At 55.8% G+C, this 26,085-nt stretch carries 28 protein-coding genes and 1 pseudogene; 14 read left to right on the top strand and 15 right to left on the bottom strand.

Translation table 11 applies throughout. The features are described 5' to 3' along the window. Positions 1–57: 57 nt before the first annotated feature. The 7 genes from ACMWJS_RS03540 (at position 58) to ACMWJS_RS03510 (ending at position 7,862) form a co-directional block, all read left to right on the top strand. Entirely contained in the window at positions 58–969 is a 912-nt protein-coding gene (locus tag ACMWJS_RS03540; protein WP_414746614.1) for a LysR family transcriptional regulator, read from the top strand. Positions 970–1,052: 83 nt separating this feature from the next. Next, complete coding sequence (locus tag ACMWJS_RS03535; RefSeq protein ID WP_045910457.1) at positions 1,053–1,367, top strand: PTS sugar transporter subunit IIB; 315 nt, start codon at positions 1,053–1,055, stop codon at positions 1,365–1,367. A gap of 308 nt (positions 1,368–1,675) precedes the next feature. Then, the gene (locus ACMWJS_RS03530) at positions 1,676–2,290 is read left to right on the top strand and encodes a TetR/AcrR family transcriptional regulator (RefSeq protein WP_167210461.1); all 615 of its coding nucleotides are present in this window, start codon (positions 1,676–1,678) and stop codon (positions 2,288–2,290) included. Positions 2,291–2,364: 74 nt separating this feature from the next. Then, positions 2,365–3,474, top strand: coding sequence for an efflux RND transporter periplasmic adaptor subunit (locus ACMWJS_RS03525; RefSeq protein WP_414746613.1), 1,110 nt, complete (start codon positions 2,365–2,367; stop codon positions 3,472–3,474). Next, positions 3,471–6,560: an efflux RND transporter permease subunit gene (locus tag ACMWJS_RS03520; protein WP_414746612.1), complete on the top strand. Its 3,090-nt coding sequence runs from the start codon at positions 3,471–3,473 to the stop codon at positions 6,558–6,560. The genes ACMWJS_RS03525 and ACMWJS_RS03520 overlap by 4 nt, the downstream gene beginning before the upstream one ends. Positions 6,561–6,594: 34 nt before the next feature. Continuing rightward, positions 6,595–7,188: a TetR/AcrR family transcriptional regulator gene (locus ACMWJS_RS03515; protein WP_045910453.1), complete on the top strand. Its 594-nt coding sequence runs from the start codon at positions 6,595–6,597 to the stop codon at positions 7,186–7,188. Positions 7,189–7,262: 74 nt separating this feature from the next. Further along, entirely contained in the window at positions 7,263–7,862 is a 600-nt protein-coding gene (locus tag ACMWJS_RS03510; protein ID WP_414746611.1) for an NAD(P)H-dependent oxidoreductase, read from the top strand. A gap of 84 nt (positions 7,863–7,946) precedes the next feature. Here ACMWJS_RS03510 and ACMWJS_RS03505 read toward each other — a convergent pair whose 3' ends face one another. Then, positions 7,947–8,423 (bottom strand): WbuC family cupin fold metalloprotein, encoded by a 477-nt coding sequence (locus ACMWJS_RS03505; protein ID WP_069719289.1) that lies wholly within the window; start codon positions 8,421–8,423, stop codon positions 7,947–7,949. 140 nt (positions 8,424–8,563) lie between these two features. Beyond that, positions 8,564–9,241, bottom strand: a complete 678-nt coding sequence (locus ACMWJS_RS03500) for a DUF1963 domain-containing protein (protein ID WP_414746610.1) — start codon at positions 9,239–9,241, stop codon at positions 8,564–8,566. A 250-nt stretch (positions 9,242–9,491) separates the two neighbouring features. On the opposite strand from ACMWJS_RS03500, the gene ACMWJS_RS03495 reads away from it, so the two are divergent. Next, positions 9,492–9,962: a hypothetical protein gene (locus tag ACMWJS_RS03495; protein WP_414746609.1), complete on the top strand. Its 471-nt coding sequence runs from the start codon at positions 9,492–9,494 to the stop codon at positions 9,960–9,962. A gap of 47 nt (positions 9,963–10,009) precedes the next feature. Here the strand turns inward: ACMWJS_RS03495 and ACMWJS_RS03490 are convergent, their stop codons facing one another. Beyond that, the gene (locus ACMWJS_RS03490; protein WP_414746608.1) at positions 10,010–10,933 is read right to left on the bottom strand and encodes a LysR substrate-binding domain-containing protein; all 924 of its coding nucleotides are present in this window, start codon (positions 10,931–10,933) and stop codon (positions 10,010–10,012) included. 24 nt (positions 10,934–10,957) lie between these two features. Beyond that, complete coding sequence (locus tag ACMWJS_RS03485) at positions 10,958–11,494, bottom strand: MarR family winged helix-turn-helix transcriptional regulator (protein WP_048030625.1); 537 nt, start codon at positions 11,492–11,494, stop codon at positions 10,958–10,960. A 130-nt stretch (positions 11,495–11,624) separates the two neighbouring features. On the opposite strand from ACMWJS_RS03485, the gene ACMWJS_RS03480 reads away from it, so the two are divergent. From ACMWJS_RS03480 to ACMWJS_RS03470, 3 genes are all read left to right on the top strand, one after another. Continuing rightward, a complete protein-coding gene (locus ACMWJS_RS03480; protein WP_414746607.1) occupies positions 11,625–12,785 on the top strand; it encodes an MFS transporter in 1,161 nt (386 codons plus the stop codon). A 79-nt stretch (positions 12,786–12,864) separates the two neighbouring features. Beyond that, positions 12,865–13,302 (top strand): VOC family protein, encoded by a 438-nt coding sequence (locus ACMWJS_RS03475; RefSeq protein ID WP_167210433.1) that lies wholly within the window; start codon positions 12,865–12,867, stop codon positions 13,300–13,302. A 13-nt stretch (positions 13,303–13,315) separates the two neighbouring features. After that, positions 13,316–13,753 (top strand): VOC family protein, encoded by a 438-nt coding sequence (locus ACMWJS_RS03470; protein WP_048030628.1) that lies wholly within the window; start codon positions 13,316–13,318, stop codon positions 13,751–13,753. A 125-nt stretch (positions 13,754–13,878) separates the two neighbouring features. Here the strand turns inward: ACMWJS_RS03470 and ACMWJS_RS03465 are convergent. Both ACMWJS_RS03465 and ACMWJS_RS03460 read right to left on the bottom strand, forming a co-directional pair. Next, positions 13,879–14,773, bottom strand: a pseudogene (locus tag ACMWJS_RS03465) (dihydrodipicolinate synthase family protein). 21 nt (positions 14,774–14,794) lie between these two features. Beyond that, complete coding sequence (locus ACMWJS_RS03460; protein ID WP_414746606.1) at positions 14,795–15,490, bottom strand: B3/4 domain-containing protein; 696 nt, start codon at positions 15,488–15,490, stop codon at positions 14,795–14,797. A 43-nt stretch (positions 15,491–15,533) separates the two neighbouring features. On the opposite strand from ACMWJS_RS03460, the gene ACMWJS_RS03455 reads away from it, so the two are divergent. Both ACMWJS_RS03455 and ACMWJS_RS03450 read left to right on the top strand, forming a co-directional pair. Then, a complete protein-coding gene (locus ACMWJS_RS03455) occupies positions 15,534–16,136 on the top strand; it encodes a helix-turn-helix domain-containing protein (protein WP_414746605.1) in 603 nt (200 codons plus the stop codon). A gap of 62 nt (positions 16,137–16,198) precedes the next feature. Next, complete coding sequence (locus tag ACMWJS_RS03450) at positions 16,199–16,660, top strand: GNAT family N-acetyltransferase (RefSeq protein WP_414746604.1); 462 nt, start codon at positions 16,199–16,201, stop codon at positions 16,658–16,660. A 240-nt stretch (positions 16,661–16,900) separates the two neighbouring features. On the opposite strand, the gene ACMWJS_RS03445 is transcribed toward ACMWJS_RS03450, so the two are convergent. Next, positions 16,901–17,473, bottom strand: a complete 573-nt coding sequence (locus ACMWJS_RS03445; protein ID WP_414746603.1) for a flavin reductase family protein — start codon at positions 17,471–17,473, stop codon at positions 16,901–16,903. A gap of 128 nt (positions 17,474–17,601) precedes the next feature. Here ACMWJS_RS03445 and ACMWJS_RS03440 point away from each other — a divergent pair, with 128 nt between their 5' ends. Then, positions 17,602–18,501, top strand: coding sequence for a LysR family transcriptional regulator (locus tag ACMWJS_RS03440; protein ID WP_414746602.1), 900 nt, complete (start codon positions 17,602–17,604; stop codon positions 18,499–18,501). An 89-nt stretch (positions 18,502–18,590) separates the two neighbouring features. Here ACMWJS_RS03440 and ACMWJS_RS03435 read toward each other — a convergent pair whose 3' ends face one another. From ACMWJS_RS03435 to paaH, 8 genes are all read right to left on the bottom strand, one after another. After that, positions 18,591–19,073, bottom strand: a complete 483-nt coding sequence (locus ACMWJS_RS03435) for a glutathione peroxidase (RefSeq protein WP_414746601.1) — start codon at positions 19,071–19,073, stop codon at positions 18,591–18,593. A 52-nt stretch (positions 19,074–19,125) separates the two neighbouring features. Beyond that, positions 19,126–19,869 carry an SDR family oxidoreductase gene (locus ACMWJS_RS03430; protein ID WP_414746600.1) on the bottom strand — a complete coding sequence of 248 codons (744 nt, stop codon included), beginning with the start codon at positions 19,867–19,869 and terminating at the stop codon, positions 19,126–19,128. 102 nt (positions 19,870–19,971) lie between these two features. Further along, the gene (paaY, locus tag ACMWJS_RS03425; protein WP_414746599.1) at positions 19,972–20,568 is read right to left on the bottom strand and encodes a phenylacetic acid degradation protein PaaY; all 597 of its coding nucleotides are present in this window, start codon (positions 20,566–20,568) and stop codon (positions 19,972–19,974) included. Between the two features lie 9 nt (positions 20,569–20,577). Then, positions 20,578–21,513 (bottom strand): phenylacetic acid degradation operon negative regulatory protein PaaX, encoded by a 936-nt coding sequence (gene paaX / locus ACMWJS_RS03420; protein ID WP_028016008.1) that lies wholly within the window; start codon positions 21,511–21,513, stop codon positions 20,578–20,580. A gap of 185 nt (positions 21,514–21,698) precedes the next feature. Beyond that, positions 21,699–23,015 carry a phenylacetate--CoA ligase PaaK gene (paaK, locus tag ACMWJS_RS03415; RefSeq protein WP_414746598.1) on the bottom strand — a complete coding sequence of 439 codons (1,317 nt, stop codon included), beginning with the start codon at positions 23,013–23,015 and terminating at the stop codon, positions 21,699–21,701. A 27-nt stretch (positions 23,016–23,042) separates the two neighbouring features. Continuing rightward, a complete protein-coding gene (gene pcaF, locus ACMWJS_RS03410; RefSeq protein WP_262789788.1) occupies positions 23,043–24,248 on the bottom strand; it encodes a 3-oxoadipyl-CoA thiolase in 1,206 nt (401 codons plus the stop codon). Further along, a complete protein-coding gene (paaI, locus tag ACMWJS_RS03405) occupies positions 24,248–24,670 on the bottom strand; it encodes a hydroxyphenylacetyl-CoA thioesterase PaaI (RefSeq protein WP_025911352.1) in 423 nt (140 codons plus the stop codon). The genes pcaF and paaI overlap by 1 nt, the downstream gene beginning before the upstream one ends. Continuing rightward, complete coding sequence (gene paaH, locus ACMWJS_RS03400) at positions 24,660–26,084, bottom strand: 3-hydroxyacyl-CoA dehydrogenase PaaH (protein ID WP_414746597.1); 1,425 nt, start codon at positions 26,082–26,084, stop codon at positions 24,660–24,662. Before paaH ends, paaI begins: the two co-directional genes overlap by 11 nt. Position 26,085 lies beyond the last annotated feature (1 nt).

Genomic DNA, 26,085 nt, shown 5'->3' with positions numbered 1-26,085 from the left:
GCATCTGATTTTGATAATTAAGCTAAAAATAGATGCACTTTTCGGAAAAAATGAATAATGGGTAAACTCGAAGACATGGCCTTATTGGTGGAAGTCGCCAGGGCCGGAAGTCTTTCCGCCGCCGGACGACGCCTGTCGCTTTCCCCTGCCACCATGACGGCCAGGCTGAAGGCGATTGAGGAGCGTTACCAGACGCGGCTGTTTCATCGCTCTACGCGCTCCCTCACCCTGACCCGCGCAGGCGAAGAGTTTTACCACGCCGCGCTGCGCGTGCTGGAAGAGGTGCATCACGCCGAGTCGCTGCTGACGCAAAAAGAAGGCGTGCTCAGCGGCAACATTCGCCTTTCCTCTCCCTCGGACTTTGGCAGACAGTATCTCAGCCCTGCCGTCATTGAATTTTCCCGACGCCATCCTGCCGTAAAATTTTACATCTCGCTAAAAGAACACGTTGAGGATCTGGTTGCTAACCGGCTGGATATGAGCGTGCGTTTCGGTAACCTGCCGGACAGCAGCCTTGTCGTCAGAAACATCCGCCCGAACCATCGGGTGCTGGTTGCCTCCGGGGAGTATCTTAACGACCACGGCATCCCCGCCACGTTTGCAGATTTAGCCGGACACCGGTGCCTGGCGCTAGAGTCTCAGGGCGTGGTGATGAACGAATGGCGTTTTGAAAAAGAGGGAGAGGAAAACATTGTACGCGTCGAGCCCGCCATGGTGTGCGACGACGGCGCAGTGCTTCGTCAGTGGGCGCTCAGCGGGGCCGGCATCGCGGGGAAATCGTGGTGGGACGTCAAAGACGACGTTGAGGCCGGAAGACTCACGGTGCTGTTTGCCGACAGCTTCACCGGCTTTAGCCGATACGATCGCAAAGATGTCGGGCTGCAGTTTGTTTATCCGCAGCGCAGGCTGCAGCCGCTTCAGGTTACGGCGTTCAGCCAGTTTTTTCTCGACTGGCTAAAAGAACATTAATTTGTCGCCAAAATAAGAGACAGCGCCCATTTCGGTGACACCCTCAGGACTACCCTGAGAGCGGTTTTCAGGAGGAACAAAACATGAAAAAGCTTCTGATATGTTGTTTGTTTGGTAATACCGCAAACTCGCTCGCCAAAAAGATGCAGTCTCTGGCAGAACGCGAAGGCTATCCGCTGATGATTAGCGCTGTAGGGCTGGATAACTTCGCCAGCGTCGCTCCCGCGTTCGATGGGTTTCTCATCGCACCGCACATTCAGTACAAACTCGATGAGATAAAAGAAACGGTGGGTAATACGCGTTCACTCGCCATCGTTGAGAGTCTTCCCTATGCCTCTCTGGACGCGAGGAAGGTATTGGATTTCGTAAAGGAACAGATGCCTGAACTGGCTGCCTGAAATATAAGGCCGCATCGGTTCTGCGGCCTCCTCTCACCCGCCGATCAAAACACGGTTTCCCTGGACATTCTTATCATATTGCGTCCACTCTCGGCTTAAGCAAAAAACGTCTTTGTTCAGCGCAAGGGAACTGCGCTGAAACCCTCGCTTATCGTCGGCAGATAGATGCCTTCGTGCGTGAAAAACAGTGATACACTTACCCCACCGGGTTGATCGTCCCATCTGAAGGGCTCATGATCAATGACGGTAACCAAAGTACGAAATGGTCACTCGTTGTTAATCGTCGCCTGTCACGCTAAGCTTACATAATGACTAAAACTATGAACGCCCCATCAATACGTGGTCCACTTGACCATTCTGTCAGAGAGCAAATCGTCGAAGCGGCTTTTGAGCACTTCGGTCACTACGGCTATGAAAAAACCACCGTCGCCGAGCTGGCGAAATCGATCGGTTTTTCAAAGTCCTACATTTATAAGTTCTTCGATTCCAAGCAGGCTATCGGCGAGGTGATCTGCGCTAACCGCCTGGAGCTGATCATGGCGGCAGTGCTTTCCGCCCTTGAGGGTGCACCGTCAGCAAGCGAAAAATTACGCCGGCTTTTCAAAGCGCTTACCGAGGCAGGAAGCGAGCTGTTTTTCCACGATCGCAAGCTTTACGACATCGCCGCCGTCGCCGCACGCGAGCAGTGGCCGTCGACTGAACGGTATGCTGAAAGCCTGATGAAGCTGATTGAGAGCATCGTTCTTGAGGGCAGGCAGGCCGGAGAGTTTGAAAGAAAAACGCCGCTGGATGAGGTCACGCAGGCCATCCACATGGTGATGTGTCCTTTTATTAATCCCGTTCAGCTGCAGTACAACCTTGAAATGGCCCCCGCTGCCGCGGTGCTTCTCTCCTCACTGATATTAAGAAGCCTGGCCCCCTAATTTGTGACCATTGACATTTTTGGTCACTAGTCAGAGAATGCGGATACCGTCCTGTTACTTCAATAAGGTTTCCCATGCTCAGGCTCACTTCAGCCCGCGTTGCCGTATGTCTTCTGCCGTTTGCCCTGGGGGCGTGCGGCGATAATTCCGCGAGTGACGATCCGCGCACTAAGCCACCGCTTGTCAGATCCGCCTCTGTCGAGATGGCGAACCCTGCCGCCCGCGCCTTCACGGGCGTGGTGGTGGCAAGAACGCAAAGCGACCTGGGCTTCAGGGTTCAGGGAAAAATCCTCGAACGCCTGGTGGATACCGGGCAGACCGTCAGACAGGGACAGCCTTTGCTGCGTCTCGATCCTGTTGACCTGAAATTACAGGCCCAGGCGCAGCAGCGCGCGGTGGATGCTGCCCAGGCACGGGCGAGAAAAGCCACCAGCGATGAGTCGCGTTATCGCGGCCTGGTGGCGTCCGGCGCAGTGTCCGCCTCGGAGTACGATCAGATTAAAGCGGCGGCCGATACGGCCCGGGCGGATCTCAGCGCTGCCCGCGCGCAGGCCAACGTGGCGCAAAACGCCACGGGCTATGCCGTATTGCTGGCGGATTCAGACGGCGTGGTGATGGAGACGCTCGCCGAACCCGGTCAGGTCGTTAGTGCCGGACAGGTCGTCATCCGCCTTGCCAGAGCGGGACAGCGCGAAGCGCTCGTCCAGCTTCCGGAGACGCTGCGCCCTGCCGTGGGCAGCGAAGCACAGGCCACGCTTTATGGCAGTGAACAACACCCGGTCACCGCGACGTTGCGCCTGCTGTCTGACTCCGCGGATGCCACAACCCGCACGTATGAAGCCCGCTACGTGCTGGATGGTCAGCTGGCGAACGCGCCGCTGGGGGCGACCGTCACGCTCAGCATTGAAGACGCGAAAACGGAAAGTCAGGCGATGCAGGTCCCGCTGGCCTCACTCTACGATGCGGGTAAAGGGCCCGGCGTCTGGCTCATTTCCGCCCAGCCAGCAAAGGTCACATGGACGCCGGTTAAGGTGCTGAGCGTGGGCGAAGATGCGGTCCAGGTCACGGGTGGCGTGAAGCCTGGGGAGAAGATCGTTGCGTTAGGCGCCCATCTTCTGCACGAAGGTGAAGTTGTCAGGCTGGCAGAACAGCGCCATGCCGCTCCGGCGGAGAATGCACCATGAGCGGAAGCCGCTTCAATCTGTCAGCGCTGGCCGTCCGCGAGCGTTCCGTCACGCTGTTTCTGATCGTTCTGGTGACGATTGCCGGTATTTACGCCTTTTTTGGGCTCGGGCGCGCGGAAGATCCGCCCTTCACCGTGAAGCAGATGACGGCGATCGCCGTCTGGCCGGGCGCAACCGCGCAGGAGATCCAGGATCAGGTGGCCGAACCGCTGGAAAAGCGCCTGCAGGAGCTCAAATGGTATGACCGTACGGAAACCTACACCCGCCCCGGCATGGCGTATATCACCTTGTCACTGCAGGACAAAACCCCGCCTTCTGAAGTGCAGGAGGAGTTCTATCAGGCGCGTAAGAAGCTTGGTGATGAATCCCTGCGTCTTCCGGCGGGCGTCATTGGCCCGATGATCAATGATGAATTCTCGGATGTCACCTTTGCCCTCTTTGCCCTGAAAGCAAAAGGCGAACCGCAGCGGCAGCTGGTACGCGATGCCGAAGGCCTGCGACAGCAGCTTCTGCACGTTCCCGGCGTGAAGAAAGTGAACATTATCGGCGAACAGGCCGAGCGGATATATATCGCCTTCTCCCATGACCGTCTGGCCACGATGGGCCTCTCACCGCAGGATATTTTCAATGCCCTCAATAGCCAGAACGCTCTGGCCGCGGCGGGTGCCATTGAAACCCGGGGCGCACAGATTTTTATCCGCCTGGACGGCGCGTTCGATGAACTGCAGAAAATCCGCGATACGCCATTAGTCGCCCAGGGGAAAACGCTCACGCTGTCTGATGTGGCAACGGTTGAACGAGGCTACGAAGATCCCCCGACGATGCTGATACGCAATCAGCATGAACCCGCCCTGCTGCTGGGCATTGTCATGCGTGAGGGCTGGAACGGCCTGGCGCTGGGTAAAGCGCTGGATGCGGAAACGGCGAAAATCAACGATAGCCTGCCGCTTGGCATGACCCTGACCAAAGTCACCGACCAGTCCGTCAATATCCGCTCGTCTGTCGATGAGTTTATGATCAAATTCTTCGTCGCCCTGCTTGTGGTCATGGTGGTCTGTTTTGTCAGCATGGGCTGGCGCGTGGGGGTGGTGGTTGCGGCGGCGGTACCGCTGACGCTGGCGGTCGTTTTCGTGGTGATGGAAGCCGCGGGAATAAACTTTGACCGCGTCACGCTGGGCTCCCTGATCCTCGCCCTCGGTCTGCTGGTTGACGATGCCATTATCGCCATCGAAATGATGGTGGTGAAGATGGAGGAAGGTTACGACAGAATCAAAGCCTCGGCCTACGCCTGGAGCCACACCGCCGCGCCGATGCTGGCCGGTACCCTGGTGACGGCCATTGGCTTTATGCCGAATGGGTTTGCCCAGTCGACCGCCGGGGAATACACCAGCAATATGTTCTGGATTGTCGGCCTCGCCCTGATTGCCTCATGGTTTGTGGCGGTGGTGTTCACACCGTATCTTGGGGTGAAGATCCTGCCGGCGATCCCCAAAGTGGAAGGGGGCCATGCTGCCATCTATAACACGCCTCGCTATAACCGTTTTCGCCAGCTGCTTGGCCGCGTTATCGCCAGAAAATGGCGCGTGGCCGGGTCCGTGGTCGCCATTTTCATTCTGGCCGTGCTTGGCATGGGGCTGGTAAAAAAACAGTTTTTCCCGACCTCCGATCGCCCGGAAGTGCTGGTTGAAGTACAGATGCCTTATGGCACCTCGATTGCGCAAACCAGCGCCGCAACCGCAAAAATAGAAACGTGGCTGGGCCAGCAGCCGGAAGCCAAAATCGTCACGGCCTATATTGGTCAGGGCTCGCCCCGTTTCTATCTGGCAATGGCTCCGGAGCTGCCCGACCCCTCTTTTGCGAAAATCGTGATCCTGACGGACAGCGAGACGTCACGCGAGGCGCTTAAGTTCAGGCTCAGGGAGGCCGTTGCCAGCGGCCTTGCGCCCGAAGCCCGCGTGCGGGTGACACAGCTGGTGTTTGGCCCCTACTCGCCTTTCCCGGTTGCCTGGCGCGTGTCGGGGCCGGACGTCAAACAGGTACGGGACATCGCCGAACGGGTGAAAGCCGTGCTTCAGGCAAGCCCGATGATGCGAACCGTCAACACTGACTGGGGGTCACGCGTTCCGGTATTGCATTTCACTCTCGATCAGAACCGTCTGCAGGCGACCGGCTTAACCTCCAACGCCGTTGCCGAGCAGCTTCAGTTCCTGTTATCAGGCGTACCTGTCACCTCCGTGCGGGAAGATATTCGATCGGTAGACGTCGTTGCCCGCGCGGCGGGTGATATCCGCCTTGACCCGGCAAAAATCGAAGGCTTTACCCTGGTCGGCAATGCGGGACAGCGCGTGCCGCTGTCTCAAATCGGCAGGATTGAGATCGGCATGGAAGACCCGATCCTGCGCCGCCGCGATCGCACCCCCACGATTACCGTGCGGGGCGATATCGCCGACAATCTTCAGCCGCCGGACGTGTCGGTCGCCATCATGAAGCAGCTCCAGCCGATCGTTGATTCGCTGCCGGCCGGCTACCGTATCGACATGGCGGGTTCGATTGAGGAATCGGGTAAAGCCACGCAGGCCATGTTACCGCTGTTCCCGATCATGATTGCCCTGACGCTGCTGATCATCATTTTGCAGGTGCGCTCACTCTCCGCAATGGTCATGGTGTTCTTAACCGCGCCGCTGGGGCTGATTGGCGTCGTGCCGACCCTGCTGATATTTAATCAGCCGTTTGGCATCAACGCGCTGGTCGGTTTGATCGCCCTCTCCGGCATTCTGATGCGCAATACGCTGATTCTGATCGGTCAAATCGATCATAACCAGAAGGACGGCCTCGATCCGTTCCAGGCGGTGGTCGAGGCGACGGTCCAGCGAGCGCGACCGGTCTTACTCACCGCCATGGCGGCCGTGCTGGCGTTCATTCCCCTGACACATTCGGTGTTCTGGGGCACGCTGGCCTGGACGCTGATCGGCGGTACGCTGGGCGGGACGATCATTACCCTCGTCTTCCTGCCCGCGATGTATGCGATCTGGTTCCGGATCCGCCCGGTTGAACAACGCGTTCAGCACGGCACGGAAAACGTGTAAACTACCATTGGTAGATAACTAATCTGAGGAAAGCATGGTTGTTAAGCGCTTAAGAAAAGAGGACCGCCGCGTGCAGTTGCTGGAGGTTGCGCGTGGAATCGTGCGTCAGCAAGGCACCGAGGCGTTGACCCTTGGCTATCTGGCAGAACGGGCCAACGTGACCAAGCCCATCCCCTACGACCACTTTGGCGATCGCGAAGGGCTGCTGATGGCGCTGTATCAGGACTATAGCGATCGGCAGCTGGCGAAATTCCGCGAGACGCTGGCGGTTGACAGCAAAACGCTGGAGAAGACGATCCGCTTTTTCAGCGCGGCCTATATCGACTGTGCCATTGCCGCCGGGCCTGAAACCGGGCCAATCGCCGCGGCGCTGTCCGGTTCTCGCGCGCTGCAGACGTTCCGGGAAGCATGTGTGGCCGAATGTGCCGACTGCCTGCGCACCGCGCTTTCGCCTTTTATCGTCTTAAAAGGCGTTCAGGGGGAAGCGGTACTGACGGCCATCATTGGCGCGGCGGAGGCGCTCAGCACCGCGGCGGGCAACGGCGTGCTCGCCCGAAACGTTGCGGAAGATACGCTCAGCGGCGCCATGACCGGCGTGCTTGCGACCTACGCGAATAGCACAAAATGATCGCCGGGGGTGGATTGACACCTAAGTTACCAATAGTAACATAGGTGTCTCTTCTCCCCCATTTTGAGGTTGCTATGTCTGCTACAAACGCCATGAGTAACGCGCTGATCGTGACGGCTCACCCTGTCGACACGTCCTTGTCCCATTCACTGGCCGCCCGCATTGCCGGAAAATTACGCGAGGAAGGTATGCAGGTTGAGTTCGCCGATCTGCATGCTGAAGGGTTTAATCCGACCATGTCTCGCGCCGATCTTGACTTGTATCACGGGGATCCGAGCGCCCTCCCCGACGATATTCTGCGCGAGCAGCAGCGCGTCGAGCGTGCGGATATGCTGGTGTTTGTCTTCCCGGTGTACTGGTGGTCGGTTCCCGCGCTGTTGAAAGGCTGGTTCGACCGCGTATTGACCCTGAACTGGGCGTATAAGGTGGCTGACGACGGCCGGATCGTGGGTAATTTACGGGATGTTCCCGTTCGCCTGATTGCCACTGGCGGTAGCGATCTCACCGGATTTGATAAACACGGCTATTCGACGGCGATTCAGACGCAGATAATCGAAGGGGTATTTGGTTTCTGCGGGTTGAAGAACGTTAAGCTCGATATCCTTTACCAGGCAGATACGGCGACGCCTGAGCAGGTAGAAGAATTCCTGAGCGAGATCGGGAACCTTCAATAAAATCGGCTCGCGTAAGTTGAATCGGCGAGATCTTATCTCTTTACCCGGCTCGCCTTTCCGCGCGCCGGGCACATAAGAGAATAATTACAGGGTAAAACCACCGTCACCCACCTGTGCCTGAGCGTACCATTGCATCAGCTTCTCGGTGCCGGGCTCGTTTTCTGCCGGTGACCATGGGGCGGTATCATGCTCGGGCACGGGCTGATACCCCCCGTGTTTAACCTCAAAAATGACGCCACCTTTATCCAGCGACAGCACGGCATGCCAGGTTCCGGCATCCATCTCCAGCACTTTACACTCTTCACCTAACACCACACGCCGGGTCACGTTGCCGCTGTCGTCAAAATTCAGCACCAGAAAGCGACCGCTCAGCGCCGTCAGCAGTTCAAAGGTGTGAGGATGGCGATGGGGGCGAACATAGGTACCGGGCTCCATTGCAATGGCCAGGCGCTGCACCGGGTCGCTCAGTTCAGGGTGCAAATTACGATGGGCGCGTAAGCGAGGAGAATTTGCGGCCTGCTCGCTTTGCTGCTGCAGGTCACTGAAAGTAATTTGTTTCATATACACCTTTAGGAATGTGGGCTGTCTACGGCAACCCGATTGCCGCAAGACGTTATACCATCCTGAACGGTCGAGGAGCGATGGGATTTGTGAAACAAATCACTGCCGGGTGAGTGGTCAATCCCCCGGCAGGAAGCTCATCAGTAGAACTGACATGAAAACCGCCATTCCCCTTCTGATGACCGGTGAAAGTAACCGATACCGTTATCCGCCCACATCCAGTTTACTTTTTCTTCTGACCCAACCTGAAAAACAAACTCTTCCATTCCCACACCGTGTTGTATCTCAGTCGGAAATCCCCCTACCTTGGTTCCCCTGTAGCGATTGAAATCTTCAAAAAAACTATCACTGGCCTGCTCATCATCATATACGCAAGAGAGATCAATAATATCCCAGGCATCTTCCCATCCAGGAGCATCGTCAATGACACTCAGCCATTGAACTGGAAACGGCCGATACGGTGTGTCCAATTCAGGCAATGGCTGAAGCCCTTCAAGGCTGGCATACTCGCGAATTAACCATCCTTCACCGTGCGGTTCGTCAAAGGGATGTTGTTCCAAATTGTGAAACAACACCAGAAGGGCTATGCCCTTCAACTGGTCAGGAATAACAGGAAGCTCGTCGACCCTTATCTGAAGAAGTGGAAACATTGGTTTGCCCTTCCAGGTGGGTAATCCTTCATCTGCACGAGAAACGCCCTTCAGAAACCATGACGTAATGGGATCTTCAGGCGGCCGGAACCCACCGACCTGCGCGACCGATGCGGGTCTTAGCCTGGTCCGGAGTTCTTCTAAAACTGACGCACTCTCTAATCTCATGTTTGCTCGCCTCTGTAGACGCTTGTCGGATAGATATTCTGCTGTTCATTGTAAGTTAATCATCACATCTGGAGAATCTCATTGAATAATAAAACCTATGTTGAGTAAAACTCACATTGATTCCCACTATTTCTCGTTTTTCAAACGTAATCTCATTGAAATACCATCCCTTCATTCCCGGTCTCTTCCTGACCTGGAACAGAGAGCGAAACTCAAATAATAAATACACCTGCATGTCTATGGAGTACGTATGACACTCGATGTTTTATTTCACCTAATGAAAATGATCTCACCTGAAAAAAACATCGCGGGTGAAAATATACATACGTTAATAACGTTACTTTCGTCAGAAGAAGATAGCACTGAGCTGCTTTCGCCCTTTATTCATCGCCTGCATCTGCTCTCTTTTGCCCAGAGCAATCCGCGTAACGCCGACGAGTTACTCTCTGCGCATTTACCCAAAGACGACGGGATCCTTCCGGTTCTGGACTTCGCGGACTGGCCCCGGGTGCGTTACGCGGGGTCAGGTGAAGTTCAGACGCCTGAATCTGAGGAGTACTTCCGTGAAATGACATCGGCTACCAATCTGTTACGTTCTGCGCTGATCGAAGCTGAACGCGCAAAGGGAACGCCTGCGCTTTATATACTGGATAAATTACTCAATCTGAACAGCGCCCTGCCGGAAAGATATAAAAAGATGGCAAATATTCCCTACGCATAAATATGTTCACTATGCGGAATATCTCCCTGTTAATATTCCGCTATTTATTAAATCCGCTTTTCGTTGAAATCAAGACAGACAATATCCAAAGAGGGCACCACTGGCGCATTAAGGTGAAGCCAGGCCAGCAACCGTTCAATACTCTGTCCTCTGAGCGAATTTTTGGGCCAGACAAGGTAATAACCATCTCCTGTTGCTATCGCCTCCCTGAAGGGCAGCCCGAGCAGGCCGCTTTTCAACGCGTCGAGCGTGAGCCGGAGATCCGCTATCGCCACGCCGTGTCCGTGCATGGCCGCAAGGCTTGCCTGCTCCAGGGTGTCGAACACGATCCCACCGCTCATGTCGAGGCCGGGGAATAGGCTCGTCCTTTTCAGCCAGCGCTTCCAGTCCCGTCTGTCCGGTGACGGATGAATAAGATCGCATTCTGGAAGCTGATGCCGGGCAGACTCCAGTAAAGACGGCGTACAAACCGGAATAAGCCATTCGCTGAACAGCAGCCGACTCTCCGTTGACTCGCCGAAATAACCGTTACCGAGGAGGATCGCACAATCATAAGGTTCCCGGCTGAAATCAACCGTGTCGAAGTCCATCCAGACGCTGGCAATTTCGATTTTCGGCTTCGCGTGGTTCTCGCGGAAGGATTTAAGCACATTGAGGAGCCATCGCATCGTCAGGGTGCTGGGGGCTTTGAGGCGCAGAAGGTGGTTTTCGCTTTTGAATGCGCGACAGGCCCACTCAATAGTCGAGAAACTTTCGCTAAGCTGCCCGGCCAGAATACGCCCGGCATCGCTGACCTCTACTTTCGGACCCTGGCGTTTAAACAGCTCGCAGTCGAACCACATTTCAAGCGTCTGGACATGTCTGCTGACTGCCCCCGGCGTGATGTTCAGGGCTTCAGCCGCTTTGCTGAAGGAGTTCAGCCGTGCGGCAACTTCGAACGCGCGCAGTGCATACAGTGGCGGTAAAGACATACGTTCCCTTTTTGTCAGGTGTAATCATGCAGTTTTTGTATTATCGGCACTCGGTGACGTTTCACCCCATTCCTCAGCCGGAAACGTCAGCAGCAGCCCCCTGAGCAGAGACTCAAGCTGCGCGCGTTGCGCCTCAGAGAGGTTTCTCAGCAGCGCATTTTGCGTTTCCGTGTGCACGAGCAGCGCCTGTTCGATACGAGCCTGCCCGTGCGGCGTCAGGCTGACGAGCGAGCTGCGCTTGTCATCAGGATCGGCAATCCGCCTGATAAGGCCTTGTTGTTCAAGATGGTTGAGCCGGTTCGTCATCGCCCCTGAGGTGATCAACAGGGATGTATACAGCTGCGTGGGCGAAAGGCAGTACGGCTCCCCGGCGCGACGCAGCGTGGCGAGGACGTCAAACTCGCCCTCGCGAAAGCCAAACGGCGCCATGGCCTGCGCGCGTTCTTTTCCCAGGTGCTTCATCAGCCTGAGCATTCGGCCAAAAATTTTCATCGACGAGGCGTCCAGCTCAGGCATGGCGCTGCTCCACTGGCCGACAACGAAGTCTACATGGTCTTTCATCTTCACCCCGGATAGCGTGGGAATTTATCGAGTTGTGCGGTACATCTTACACAAAAACAGATTTTATCTTAACGTTAAGATAAATGCTCGCGGCAATTTGCCTGGGCCATTCACAACCGAAAAGGATGCCATGTTGAAACGCACATCACCGTTACTCTTCGCCGTTATCGCTTTTATCGTCGGGCTGAACCTGCGCCCCATTCTGGCCTCGGTCGGCCCTCTTTTCTCCGTGCTGCAGCGCGAAGCGGGGCTGACCGCGACGCAATTCAGCCTGCTGACTACCCTGCCGGTGGCGATGATGGGACTGGCTGCCCTGTGTGGTCCCTGGCTTTTAGCCAGGGTCGGTGCCGTCAGGGGAATTATGCTCGGGCTGTTCATCCTGCTGGTAGCCTGTTCATTACGCGGTTTTAGCACCTCGCTGACGGGTTTGATGGGCACCGCGTTACTGGGCGGGGCCAGCATCGGCACGATCCAGGCGTTAATGCCTGCTCTGATAAAAAAGGCGTATACGCAAACGGCCAGCACGATCATGTCGCTATTCAGCACGGGCATTATGGCCGGTGCGGCAGTCGCCGCCGCCAGCGCCGAGCCGCTGTTTTCATGGCTCACGCTCAAGCCCGCGCTGGCTATGGCAGGCGTGCTCGCGCTGCTGGCGCTGATGCTGTGGTTACCCCTGGTTAAGCAGCCTCAAGGGGAACAAACAGCACATGAATCCGTTACGCTCTCTTCCTCCCGGACTGGACTCCTTCTGCTCTTTTTTGGCGTGGGGACGGGTGCCTACACGCTGGTCTTAGCCTGGCTGCCCCCGCTCTATATTCAGGCAGGATGGTCCGCACGCAGCAGCGGCTATATGCTGGCCTGGCTGACCTTAACCGAGGTGGCCGCCGGGTTTGCCGTCTCCGCGCTGATCGGTAAATTCCCCGACCGCCGTGTTCCGCTGATAACAGTACTGTTACTGCTGCTGGCGGGATTACTGTGTCTGGTCTTCTCTCCAGGTACGACGCCGGTCTTATCAACCTTGCTGCTTGGCATCGGTATCGGCGCCCTCTTCCCGCTGTCGCTTATCGTCACGTTCGATCATGCGCGAACGCCCGCGCAGGCCGGGAAGTTACTGTCTAAAGTTCAGGGAGGAGGATATATGATCGCCGCGCTCATGCCGCTAGTTGCCGGGATCGTTCGCGACAGTTCGGTCTCGCTGACCAGCGCCTGGCTGGTGATGAGTGCAGGAGTCGTGCTGTTGATCGTTATCGCGTTCACTTTCAAACCCACCGTGAACATGCAGGCGCGGTGAATGCGATACCATAATTGAGAGTCGTATTTCAGACGGCTCTACGCTAAATTCCATCATTTCAGGCTATTAAGGAGTGGATATGTCGCAGACGTTACCGGGAATTGATGTCATGTTCGTCGCCGGGTTCGGGCCCATTTCACAGGATACAGCGTCCAGCACCGCGTTTTATATCCAGACTCTCGGACTGCCGCTGAAGCCGATGGAGGGCAATGCCGATTATCTGCTCACTGAAGAGGGACACTTACCGGGCGTGAAGCATTTTGCCGTCTGGCCGCTGTCACAGGCGGCAACGTCCTGTTTTGGTGAAGCGCAGTGGCCCGTGGAGCATCCGATACCGCAGGGATGGATTGAATACGAGGTGCAGGATCTTGATTCCGCTACCCGTGTTCTGAGTGAAAAAGGCTATCGGTTGTTGGTCGCCAACCGCACGGAACCGTGGGGGCAGACCGTCACTCGCCTGCTCAGCCCGGAAGGTTTGCTGACCGGACTAACGATTACGCCGTGGCTGCGTGGATAGAGGATGTTATAAGGTGCTGGCTTATATCACGATAGGGACAAATGACTTTCAGCGCGCCGTGAACTTTTATGACGCTATTTTTAACGTGCTGGGCTATTCACGTCTGCCCGCCTGGACTGATAGCTGGGCAATGTGGGGAGACGAAAATCATCCGGATGACGAATTTAGCTTCTGCATTTGTCCTCCTTTTGACCAGCAACCCGCGACGGCGGGAAACGGGACAATGTTCGCATTCAGAGCCGATAACGCGGAAATTGTCAGACGCTTCCATGCAGCGGGCCTCCGTGCGGGAGGAAAGGATGAAGGCGTGCCCGGTACACGAACCGCCTACGGCCCCGATTTTTATGTTGCCTATCTGCGCGATCCTGACGGGCATAAACTGGCATGCGTTTACCGGAATTATTCACCTGATGCAGATACGCTCTCAGGAGAGGAAGAGTCACGTCACTAATAAAGTTTTAAAGTATGGTCCGCTTTTAGCGAAGAGCGGACCTAAAGAACTTGTGTCAAACATCTGATGATTGATCCCCCACCAGGTTTCAAAAGGACCGGTAGACACCCCGTCCTGCGGAGAGATCACTTCAGCTCCAGCATGCTTATCACATGGGCAATATCCGCGATATCACCAGCTGACAATGGTTGCAGAGGTCGAGGCAGGGCAATCCATGTCGGTAAGCCCAAGCACACCAGCAGCAGCGGCAATAACGCGAATACTTCCGCCATGTTTCCGGAAGAGCGACCACAACGGCTCAAGGCGGATTGTCAGGGCTGTAACGCGTTGATGATCGTTTGCCGCCGCAGCTTCGGTGATTTGTTTCGCCATCTCAGGGAACAGACCGCCACACACGGAATACCACACTTCACAACCGGCGTTTAATCCCAGCCCCGCATAAGCGTCGCCACTAATACCGATTGTTACGCCAGGGCGCAAATGTTGACGTAACGCATTCACCCGCTCAATCGCTGCAGCGGGGCTATCCGGGACGCCAGGGATCTTGACCGAGCGAACCCCCTCAAGTGAGGAGAGACGACCGTGGAGTTCATCCGTAAAGGTAAAATGCGTAGTGCCCGGATTATCATAGATACACACCGGTACAGACACGTGCCGGGTAACGGTCTCAAAGAGTGAGAAGACTTCTTCGTCACGGAGTGGCTGGTAACTGACCGCCGGGAGTAACAGCGCATTCGCACCAGCTGCCTGTGCATCATCTGCCAGATGCAGAATGGCATCGGTACTGACCGCTCCCACACACACCATAACGGGGATGTTCCCTGCATGCTGTTTTGCCAGCGTTGCTACGCGCTTGCGCTGCTCCTGGGTCAGATAGGCGTAGCTTCCGGTTGACCCCAGGATGCCCATAGAATCAACCCGAGCGTCTGTAAGACGGGAAAGAATATGGCTGAAACCCTTTTCATCCACGCCGCTGGCAGTGACTGGGGTTAATGGAAACGCCGACAAACCGGTAAACATAACTGTTTCTCCTGAAGGGTATTACTGCTGTTGTTCTTCGATGAGAGCAACTTCAAACCACAGACCGGGCATCATTTTTTCCAGGCCGTCGGTCAGCATCTTCCCGGCTTCGTGAAGTCTATCCAGAGGCATCTGCGGGAGACTCTCCAGAATGAACCACATTTGCTGAGCTTCCACGCCTAAGCGGGTTCTGATCCCCTGTCGCCAGTTCCAGCGACGGCAGGTCACGCCGATATCATCACACCAGATAACCTCGCCTTGTGAAGGATACTCAACGGTGGCCTCTCCCTCTTTGACGGTATCAAAAGGCTCTGTTCCTTTTGCCACATTCAGACGCGGCGCCCCCTGATAGGCACAGAGATTCTCTCCACCAACCGGAACGGCATAGCGGAGACTAACGGCATTATAAAGATCAACGATAGGATCGAGCGCTGGCATCGTTCCGTCACGTAACACGCGCTTGCGTAACGCATCCGCTGAGCAAGGGGTGCGTTTAGGTTTAGCACCAAACTTTTGAAAAACGTCGGCCCATGCCGCCATATGAGAGTCCGCCCACTCTGGTTCACCGGCCAGAACGGCTTCACAGGCTTCACGCAACGCCATTTCTCCAGTGTCGGGATTAAGCACTGGCGCAGCTTTTACGCAGATGCTGAGTGCCCGAAAACCGGGAGCAATACGATAAATTTCAGGGGCAATTGACGGCGATACTGTTAGCACGTGATAATCCTGTAATGACCAATTTATTCCATGATAATGACCAATGACCAAAAAAGTCAATTTAATGACCGATGCAAATTCGATCGCCAGTTCCGTGAATGAAGCCGTATCGCAGCGAATAAAACTGTATCGTAAGCAAAAGAAAATCTCCCTTGATGAACTCTCGCGTCAGGCGGGTGTAAGTAAGGGAGCGTTGGTTGAGATAGAGGGATGCCGGGCGAATCCCAGCATTGCTCTGCTATGCCGCCTGGCTGCCGCAATGGGGGTTTCGGTGGCTGATTTTGTGGATGTCAGTTCAAAACCGACCGTGCATCTCATCGCTGAAGATGAGATCCCAGAATTGTGGGAAGGTGAAAAAGGCGGGAGAGCAAGATTGCTCGCAGGGTCAGGTGGCCCTGATATGACCGAGCTCTGGATGTGGGAAATGCAGCCGGGGGAAAAGTTTGCGTCCCCCGGCCACACGGAAGGAACGCTTGAACTGTTTTATGTGCAGTCGGGCACGCTCACACTCGGCGTGCAGGATCACGTGTATCGGGTAAATACTGGCTGTTCGGCAACCGCCAGAACGGACGTTCCTCATTTCTATGAAAACCGGGAGAAGGACCCATTGGTATTCATCATGACAGTGCATGAGAAAGCGTCCTGAGCATTCCCCGGATAGAGGACAGCCCTGTGCCTCATCACAAGTAGCCCAAAAGGAGAAGTTCGGTGAATAATCAGCATCTGCGTTTTACCAAAGACAAATATATTGTCACAACCGATCCCAGCTTTTTTCAGCTGGAAGCCATTCACGATTACCTCTCGCAATCGTCCTGGGCTCCTGGTATTGATGCTGAAACGGTCAGGATATCAATCCAGAACAGCCTTTGTTTCGCGCTCCTGGATGGAACAAGACAAATCGGCTTCGCCCGTCTGGTCACAGACTATGCCACTTTTGGTTATTTGTGTGACGTCTACGTGCTGAACGATTATCAGAAAAGTGGTCTTGGACGTTGGCTGATTGAATGCTGTCATGCCCATCCATTGTTGTCACGTCTGCGACGGATAATGCTGGTAACCGACAGCGCGCCATGGTTATACCAGAAGCTGGGGTATAACCCATTGAACCGACCAGATTTTGTCTGGCAAATCAATCGACCCGATATTTATCGTAACCCCGGGCAAAAATAAAAGTACTTTTCAGAGAGTAATGATAAATGTGAATCCGCAGGGCCTGTCACTCTGATGCAGAAGAATTTGCTCTTTTAGCCGAACGAATCTTACGACATCCGCTTCTGGCACTGAGCGGATATGCTAACTGAGCTAAAGGTCCGCTGTGAGTGAGAAGCAAACATCTTAAGTAGGTTGTTCTTTTATGCTACTACCTCTATGTAGCCATGTTATATGGCTACATTTATGCAGAAGTAAGGATTAGTCTTTTCCCGGCCCATAATTAAATTTTGTCCCTTTGCCAATGGCGTAAAACTGTCCGCCAGCAACGTAATGGACAGTACGTAATTCATCTGGTGCATCATCAAAAATCCAGTGCCCATTTTTGAAAACGCGGTCATCACTCCATGCTCCGACAATTTCCCCCATGAACAAGTTGTGCTGCTTTTCATTTTCTTCATTGGGTATGACCTTACATACTAACCAGCCAGCGCAACCTTCCACTAAAGGCAGATCAAACTCTTTCTGATAAAATAGTGGGATTTTACTATTTTTATCGGGTGTGTCGGAATAACTGTGACCTCCAGCATATAAAACCATTTCCATCTGATTTACTACTGGGATCTGTACAACGTAATATCCGCTTTTTTCTACAAGCCCGCGAGTAAATGCCTGTGGACCTATAAAAGCCATCACTTTGTTATTGCCTACTAATCCCACCCAGGCCGCTGCCATGACATTTTCAATGCCATCATTTTTAGCCGATATCATCGTCGTTGGCCCGACCTGTAATAAACGATAGGCTTTGTTTAACTCTACTGATTGAATTGACATAGTTTACTCTTTTGAGTTCTGATAAAAAGTAAGACAGGTTACTTATTTGATTGTTCTATTATATGGCTGGAATAGTTGCAAATTAATTGCTATTATCAAAATACATTATTGCAGATTTCACAATAATCATGGACAAACTTGACGCTCTAAAATTTTTTATCATCGCCTCTGAGACCTTGAACTTCCGCGAAGCAGCCATCAAGCTGTCGGTTTCCCCATCAGTAGTAACCCGAACAGTCGCTGAGCTGGAGAAACAACTTGGTGAACCTTTATTCAAACGCAATACTCGTTCGATCTTTCTCACTAGTTTCGGCGAACTATTTTTACCCCAAGCGAAGCGACTGCTTGAAGATTCTGAAAAACTATTTCAGACAGCGAAAGATGATAATGACATGAAGGGTATTGTTCGTATCACATTACTTCGATTTCCAAATCATGAACAAATCTTGTATGAACTATTAACTGCACTACGTCCCTATCCTGAGTTATTTATCGACTGGCGTTTAGATATGATGAAACTTGATACTATTGAGCATCGTATCGATATAGGTATACGCGTAGGGAGAGAACCTAACCCAAACTTTATCATTAAAAATATCGGACAAGTTGAACATATTTTGGTTACATCCCCTGAACTTATTGAGCGACTGGGAGCACCTACTGATTTAGAAGATCTTCGACAGCGTTATCCATTTAGTGGTTTAATTAATCCTGAAACGGGAAAATCATTTGAGTTTATGAGTGACGCAGTAAATACTTTTGTCCCTCGTCATATTGAGTTTTATACTACAGATCCATATGCCGAAATTCAGGCTGCATTGGCCGGGAGAACGGTTGTACAGTCCAGCGACTTTATCTGTAGGGAGTACTTAGCAAGCGGCCAACTTGTTCCCCCATTGCCAGAACTGCGACAGGAGAAATGGCAATTTTATTTATATCGGCCTTACCAGCTGATTACTCCAAAAAGGGTGACGGTCGTTTTCTTGCTATTAGAAAAAATATTACGCAAATATTTCGCATCAAAATAACATTCTCCTCGACGTCCGCATCTGGCACAGAGCGGACATCAGAACATCGGCTATCCCCGACAAATAGATGGTTTCAGCGACAAAAATACTCACCTTCCCAGTGCCGCAACAATTGCCTCCTCCATTTTCTCGGGCGTGGTCACCGGTGCAAAGCGCTTGAGGGGTTTACCGTCTCTTCCGACCAGGAACTTAGTAAAGTTCCACTTAATCCGCCCACCCAGCACGCCGGGCAATTCGTCTTTCAGATAACGAAAAATCGGATGTGTTGCGGCACCGTTTACCTCGACTTTCTCGAACATGGGAAAGCTGACGCCGTAATTAATGTAACAGGTCTTTGAGATGTCGTCGGCACCGCCAGGTTCCTGCTTACCGAACTGGTTGCAGGGGAAGCCAAGCACCACCAGCCCTTGATCGGCGTATATTTTAAACAGTGCTTCAAGACCCGCATACTGGGGCGTAAAGCCGCACTGGCTGGCGGTATTCACGACCAAAACCACCTTTCCCGCATAGTCGGCCATTGAGATCGGCCGGCCATCAAGGCTGGTAGCGGTAAACTCGTAAAAGCGCGTCATCTGTGTGGTCCCTGTTCTGCTAAATCGAGAGGTGGATACAAAAATACGAGGTTCAGGACTGACATTCCAGATCTTCGCGAGTGGGCCCCTGAAAGTAGACGGTACCAATGTGGCAGCTACGGGGCTGAGTGAGCACAAAACGCACCGTTTCCCAGACAGATCGTCCATTCATTAAGCGCTCCCCCATTCGTGAGCGATCGTCGACAAGCGCGTCTAACCCGGTAAGTTCAAAATCGGGTGGATACAAGCCGGTCACCCTTATATTTTCCCGGGACAATTGTTTTGACAGTTTGGTGATAAAGCCGCTCATTCCATGTTTGCTGGCAAAAAAAGCGGGATGGGCAATGGAATCTGTAAAGTTCGGAATACCGCATGCGGATATAATCGCAATGATGTCTGCGCCGTCTGAACGTCGCAATCCTGAAAGCAACGCCTGGGTGAGCAGGATTGAACCTGTCAGGCCTGAACTGACGGTATTGACGATTTCTGTGCTCGATTGTTCGTCTAGAGTCCCTGACAGCCACTGAGCAGCATTCAGTAGTAAAATATCAATTGGCCTGTCTGCATGTAAGACCTGCGAAGAGAACTGAGAAACGGATTCCGGCTGGGCTAAATCGCAGAGATATCCTCTTGCCACCCCCCCTTCAGCCGCGATGAGGGCGCAGGTTTTTTCTATATCCTCTACCCGACGGGCGCTAAAATTCACGTCAACGCCCTCTCGCGCCAGCCAGACGCACAGCGCCTGACCAAATCCCCCGCCGCCACCCGTGATAACAGCGCGTTTTCCTCTCAGCATAACTCTGCGTCCTTTATCGTGATGAGTCTGTGTCGGAGGATTTATAGCATGGTGAGGCGGGGTAACATCTTCCCGTTAGTGCCGTAGCGCGAACTTCCCGTCCTACACCGCCGACTTCGGCCGTAAATTCTCGCCAAACGTCAGCCGCTTGCGTTCAGGCTCAGCCTCGCGCAGCGGCTCGACCTGGTGCATAGTGAGCTTGCAGCGCTCCACCAGCACCTGATACTCCCGCGTGCCCTGCTGCTTCCAGGCCAGCTCCTGCTCGCTCAGCTCACGGATCGCCCTGGCCGGGCTGCCGATGATCAAATGGTTGGCAGGCATCTCCGCTTTGGCCTTCACGAACGCCGCCGCGCCGACGATGCTGTTTTCACCAATGACCGCCCCGTCCATCACCACCGCGTTCATGCCCACCAGCGCATTGCGACGGATCACGCAACCGTGAAGAATGGCGCTGTGGCCGATGTGCCCGTCCTCTTCCACCACCGTGTCCTGCTCCGGGAAACCGTGCATCACGCAGTTATCCTGAATGTTCGCCCCGTCTTTCACCACGATACGGCCAAAATCACCGCGCAGGCTGGCATTGGGACCGACATAAACGCCTTTGCCCAGAATCACGTCGCCAATGAGTACCGCTGTGGGATGAACGTAGCTCTCGTCCGGCACGACCGGCGTCAGGCCGTCAATTTGATAAACAGGCATCTTCCCTCCTTATGCGCTTGTAAGACCACCAAAGCGTTGATAGTAGAGCGTGCCGGGCACGGGCAGTTCGCCGACAGAGGTTTCGCCCTTCTCGCTGACAAACGCCAGCGCCCCCGGCGCGACACGCTGATAGATATTAATGCAGAGCTGTCGGGCGCTTTGTCCCGCCCAGTGCGCAGGCAGTAACTCTTCCGGCAGCAGCGGGTCCTTCAGCACCACGCGACGATAAAAGTGAATCAGCAGTAGCTGGATCTGGAAGCAGCGTTCCGGCGTCAGTTCCTCCGGCGCGGCCTCTTTCAGCAGCGGCAGCAGCGGCCGGAACGAGCTGATAAACGACTCATACATCGCGTTTTGCTCGGTTAACTGCCAGCACTCTTCTACGCGTGAACGCAGCGCGGCGCGCGAGAGAGCCAGCGGCGAGTGGGCTTCAAAGAAAATCACGTTTTCCGCCACGCCGGCATCGTGAAGCAGGGACTGCACGTCCGCCAGATGCTGTGACGGCGAGGCCATCAGGCTCGGCGCCAGCGTGCCAAACCCCTGCCAGATCAGCTGCTTTTTAACGTCGGCCAGGGTGGTTTTATCCAGCCCCTCGGAGAGCAGCAATAACCATTTACCGTCCCAGGCGGGCAGTTCCGCGCGGTAGATCTTATTCTCCGCGCGACGCGTCAGGCGCAGGCCCTTGTCGCTCAGGCGGTAAAAGCTGCGTCGCCCGATGCGCGAGACGTCCAGCCAACCCTCTTTGTTGAGGCGAAACAGCGCGGTACGCACGAACCGTTCGCCAAACCCCATGCCTTCCAGTAAGGCAGCCAGGCTGCCGAGCCAAATCTCACCGCCGCGATGGGAAAGCGCGTCACCGTATAACGAGGAGATAAGCGAGGTCCCGCTGACGGGAACAGAGCTGACCGCGTGCTGGATAAAGGCGTCGAGTTTATTCATGTGATTCATTCTGTTGTTATTTTTGTCCTGGATGAATCATAGCATAGGACCCTCACCCTGACCCTCTCCCTAGAGGGGAGAGGGGAAAATGCCACACCGAGCAGTCCCTTCGCCCTTTCTGAGGAGGCAAAAGACCGCACCGTACCGTCCCTTCTCCCCTTCGGGGAGAAGGCCAGGATGAGGGGGGTGTTGTTTTAACCGTTGGCCGCAACTTTACGCAGGTCAAACACCCGGCAGGCTTTGCCCTCCGAACGCGGGATGCTGCCGCAGTTCACGATCATGACGTCGGTGGAAATCCCCACCATCGACTTAATACGGTGGCGCAGCTGGTGGCACACCTGGCAACGCTGCTCGTGCGTCAGCGTCAGACTGCTCTCTTTCAGCTCCACCTTCACAGAAAGTGAATCAAGATGTCCGCGACGGTTCACCTCAAGCTGGTAGTGCGGAGAAAGGTGTTCGAACTTCACAATCTCCTCTTCCAGCTGCGACGGGAAGACGTTAACGCCGCGAATGATCAGCATATCGTCGCTGCGGCCGCTGATGCGGTCCATACGGCGCATGCTGCGCGCGGTTGCCGGGAGCAGACGCGTCAGGTCGCGGGTGCGGTAGCGGATCACCGGCAGCGCCTCTTTGGTCAGCGTGGTGAACAGCAGTTCGCCCTGCTGGCCGTCATCCAGCGGCGTGCCGTCGTTCGGGTTGACAATCTCCGGGTAGAAATGATCTTCCCAGATGGTCGGGCCGTCGACGGTTTCGATACACTCCATCGCCACGCCCGGCCCCATCACTTCGGAGAGGCCATAGATGTCCAGGGCCGTAATCCCTAAGCGTTTTTCAATTTCACGGCGCATGGCCTGCGTCCACGGCTCGGCGCCGAAGACGCCCACGCGCAGGGAACAGGTGCTGGCATCGCCGCCCATCTGACGTTCCAGCTCCTCAATCAGGTTGAGACAGTAGGATGGCGTCACCATGATCATGTCCGGCTGGAAATCGCGGATCAGCTGCGCCTGTTTCTCCGTCTGGCCGCCGGACATCGGGATCACCGTCGCGCCTAAACGCTCGGCCCCGTAGTGCGCCCCCAGCCCGCCGGTAAACAGGCCATAGCCATACGCCACGTGAATTTTGTCCTTCGCGCTGCCGCCCGCGGCGCGCAGGGAGCGCGCCACCAGGTTGGCCCAGTTGTCGATGTCGCTCTGGGTGTAGCCGACAACCGTCGGTTTGCCGGTGGTGCCGGATGACGCGTGAATGCGCACCACCTGCTCCATCGGCACGGCGAAGGTATCGAACGGATAGTTATCCCGCAGGTCCTGCTTGGTGGTGCACGGGAACTTACGGATATCCGCCAGCTCTTTGAAATCGTCAGGATGAACGCCCGCAGCATCAAACTTGCGTTTGTACATCGGCACGTTGTTATAGGCATGATGCAGCGTCCATTTCAGACGCGCGGTTTGTAGCGCCTGTAACTCGTCAAGGGAGGCCGTTTCAATCGGATCAAGCTTTGTTGTATTTGTCATTGTAGGGTACTCACATTGTTTTTATGCTCAAACACGCTCAAGGATCATGGCAATGCCCTGACCCACACCGATGCACATCGTACACAGCGCGTAGCGCCCGCCGCGTCGGTGCAGTTCGTTACTCGCGGCCAGCGCCAGCCTGGCGCCGCTCATGCCCAGCGGGTGGCCCAGCGCAATCGCGCCACCGTTCGGGTTGACGTGCGCGGCGTCATCCGGCAGGCCCAGCTGACGCAGCACGCCCAACGCCTGCGCGGCGAAAGCTTCGTTAAGCTCAATGACGTCCATATCGTGAATACTGAGTCCGGCGCGCTCCAGCACCCTGCGGGTGGCCGGTACCGGGCCGAGCCCCATCAGACGTGGCTCCACGCCCGCCGTCGCCATCGCCACGATCCGCGTGCGAGGAACTACCCCCTGCGCCAGCGCCATCTTCTCGCTGGCGACAATCAGCGCCGCCGCGCCGTCGTTAACCCCGGAGGCATTTCCGGCCGTGACCACCCCGTTCTTACGGAACGGCGTTTTCAGCCCGGCAAGCTGTTCGAGCGTGGTGTCCGCGCGCGGATGTTCATCCACGCTGAACTCAGTGATCGCCCCTTTTTTACCCGGCACCGGCACCGGGACGATCTCCTGCGCCAGAACGCCGTTCTGCTGCGCCTGCGCGGTACGCTGCTGGCTGCGCAGCGCGAAGGCGTCCTGATCGGCACGGCTGATATTTAACAATTCAGCTACATTCTCTGCCGTTTCCGGCATACTGTCAGTTCCGAATTGCTGATGCATGAGCGGATTCACAAATCGCCAGCCGATGGTGGTATCGAAGATCTCCGCCTGTCGCTGAAACGCCGCGGTGGCTTTGCCCATCACAAACGGCGCGCGGGACATCGACTCCACGCCGCCTGCGATCAGCAGGTCGCCGTCGCCCGCCTTAATGGTGCGCGCGGCAAAACCAATCGCGTCAAGCCCGGAACCGCACAGGCGGTTGATCGTCGTGCCGGAGACCGTCTGCGGCACACCGGCCAGCAGCGACGACATGCGCGCCACGTTGCGGTTATCTTCCCCCGCCTGGTTGGCGCAGCCGAAAATCACGTCGTCAATCCGCTCCAGGTCGAGCTGCGGGTAGCGGGCCAGCAGCGCGCGCAGCGGCACGGCACCGAGATCGTCAGTTCGAACAGCGGAAAGTGCACCGCCGTAACGGCCCACCGGGGTTCGAACGCCATCACAAATAAATGCGTCACGCATCAGGCCTCTCCTGTCACGCTGCCGCCGATGCGGTGAGATTTTCCGCGAAAAAGGGCGACGGTTTTCTGTTGTTGGTTATGGATTTCAATGTCATACACGCCGGTCAGCTTGCCCTGATGCTTCACCCGCGCGGTGGCGGTGAGCGTGTCCCCGGCGAAGCCCGGACGCAGAAAGTCAATCGAGCAGCCGGAGGCTACCGCCGCCAGCCCCTGACTGTTGCAGGCGTAGGCAAAGGCGGTGTCCGCCAGCGAAAACAGCTGGCCGCCGTGGCAGGTTTTGTGGCCGTTCAGCATCTGCGGGGTGATGGTCATGGTCACCACCGCGTAGCCCTCGTCCATCTCGACAATGTCCATCCCCATCGCCTGCGCGCAGGCGTCCCGTTCGTACATGGTGCGGGCGTTATGCCAGGCGTTATGACTCATAGCTACTCTCCAGAAGCGCGCGCTGGCGCAGCAGTGAACAGGGGCGATAGCGCTCTTCGCCGTAATGACGCTGCAGGTTCTCCAGCAGCGTCAGCAGGCGCTGCCAGCCCAGGCGCTCGCCCCAGGCGATCGGCCCGCTCGGGTAGTTCACGCCCAGGCGCATGGCCGTGTCGATGTCCTTCTCGCTGGCGACCCCTTTTTGCAGGGCATCCAGCGCCTCGTTGGCAATCATCGCCAGCGTCCGCCAGATCAGCAGGCCGGGATAATCGGCAATTTGCACCACCCTGTGTCCCTGCTGCTGCAGGTAGCGGATGGCTTTTTGCGTCGCGGTATACGGGTTGCTGGCGGCGGCGGCAATGACCGCCACGTCGCGCTCAATGCGGTCGACCACCACCACCGGGCCGTTGAGCCGCAGCGCCAGCGCCTGCGCGGTCTCGCCCTGCGTTTCAACCAGATAGACATCATCTATTTCCGTGACACCGTCACGTCTTTTTTCTACGCGCATCGGGCTATAGCTGTCGTTCACCGACTCAACCCACTGCACGTCCGGTTTTTCACCCTGCCAGTCGTACACGCCCTTCCCGCTCTTTTTGCCCAGCCTTCCTGCCAGCACCAGTTCCTGCTGAACCAGCGAAGGCAGAAAACGACGCTCCTGCCAGAAGGCGTTAAATACCGAGCAGGTCACCGCAAAGTTGACGTCCTGACCAATCATGTCGGTCAGCTCCAGCGGCCCCATCGGGAAGCCGCCGCCTTCACGCAGGGCGGCGTCAATCACCTCCGGCGGAGCGACCTGTTCCTCCAGCGCGCGCCAGGCTTCGGAATAGAACGGACGCGCGACGCGGTTGACGATGAACCCCGGCGTTGACTGGCAGCGAACGGGCTGTTTGCCCCAGTTCAGCGCCAGCTCGCACAGTGCGTCGGCCACTTCCGGGGAGGTCGCCAGCCCGCTGACCACCTCCACCAGCTTCATGACCGGCGCCGGGTTAAAGAAGTGCAGGCCTGCGACGCGTTCCGGGTGGTGGACGTCCGCCGCAATCGCCGTGACGGAGATGGAAGAGGTATTGCTGGTCAGCACCGTCTGCGGCGGGCAGATCTCCGCCAGCTGCGCAAACAGCGCCTTTTTCACCTCCAGCCGCTCGGAGGCCGCTTCAATCACCAGATCGGCCGCGGAGAGCGCCTCGATATCCGTGACGGGAACCAGCCGGGCAAGGATTTGGCTGCCGGCATCGGCGGAAAGCTTTCCGCGCGTTACCCGGGAGTCCAGACGCTGGCGGATCCCGTCGATGGCGCGTGATATCGCATCGCTGGAGATGTCGTAGATCAGCACCGGATGACCGTGGCTGGCCGCCACTTCGGCAATGCCGGCGCCCATCGTGCCGCTGCCGATCACGGCGACAGTCCGTATGTTCAGCATC

Source organism: Enterobacter sp. HK-058-C-ECC (genome assembly GCF_047531125.1).
GTDB lineage: Bacteria > Pseudomonadota > Gammaproteobacteria > Enterobacterales > Enterobacteriaceae > Enterobacter > Enterobacter quasiroggenkampii.
The sequence above is the reverse complement of the archived record's forward strand: the minus strand, read 5'-3'. Positions and strand labels throughout refer to the sequence as shown.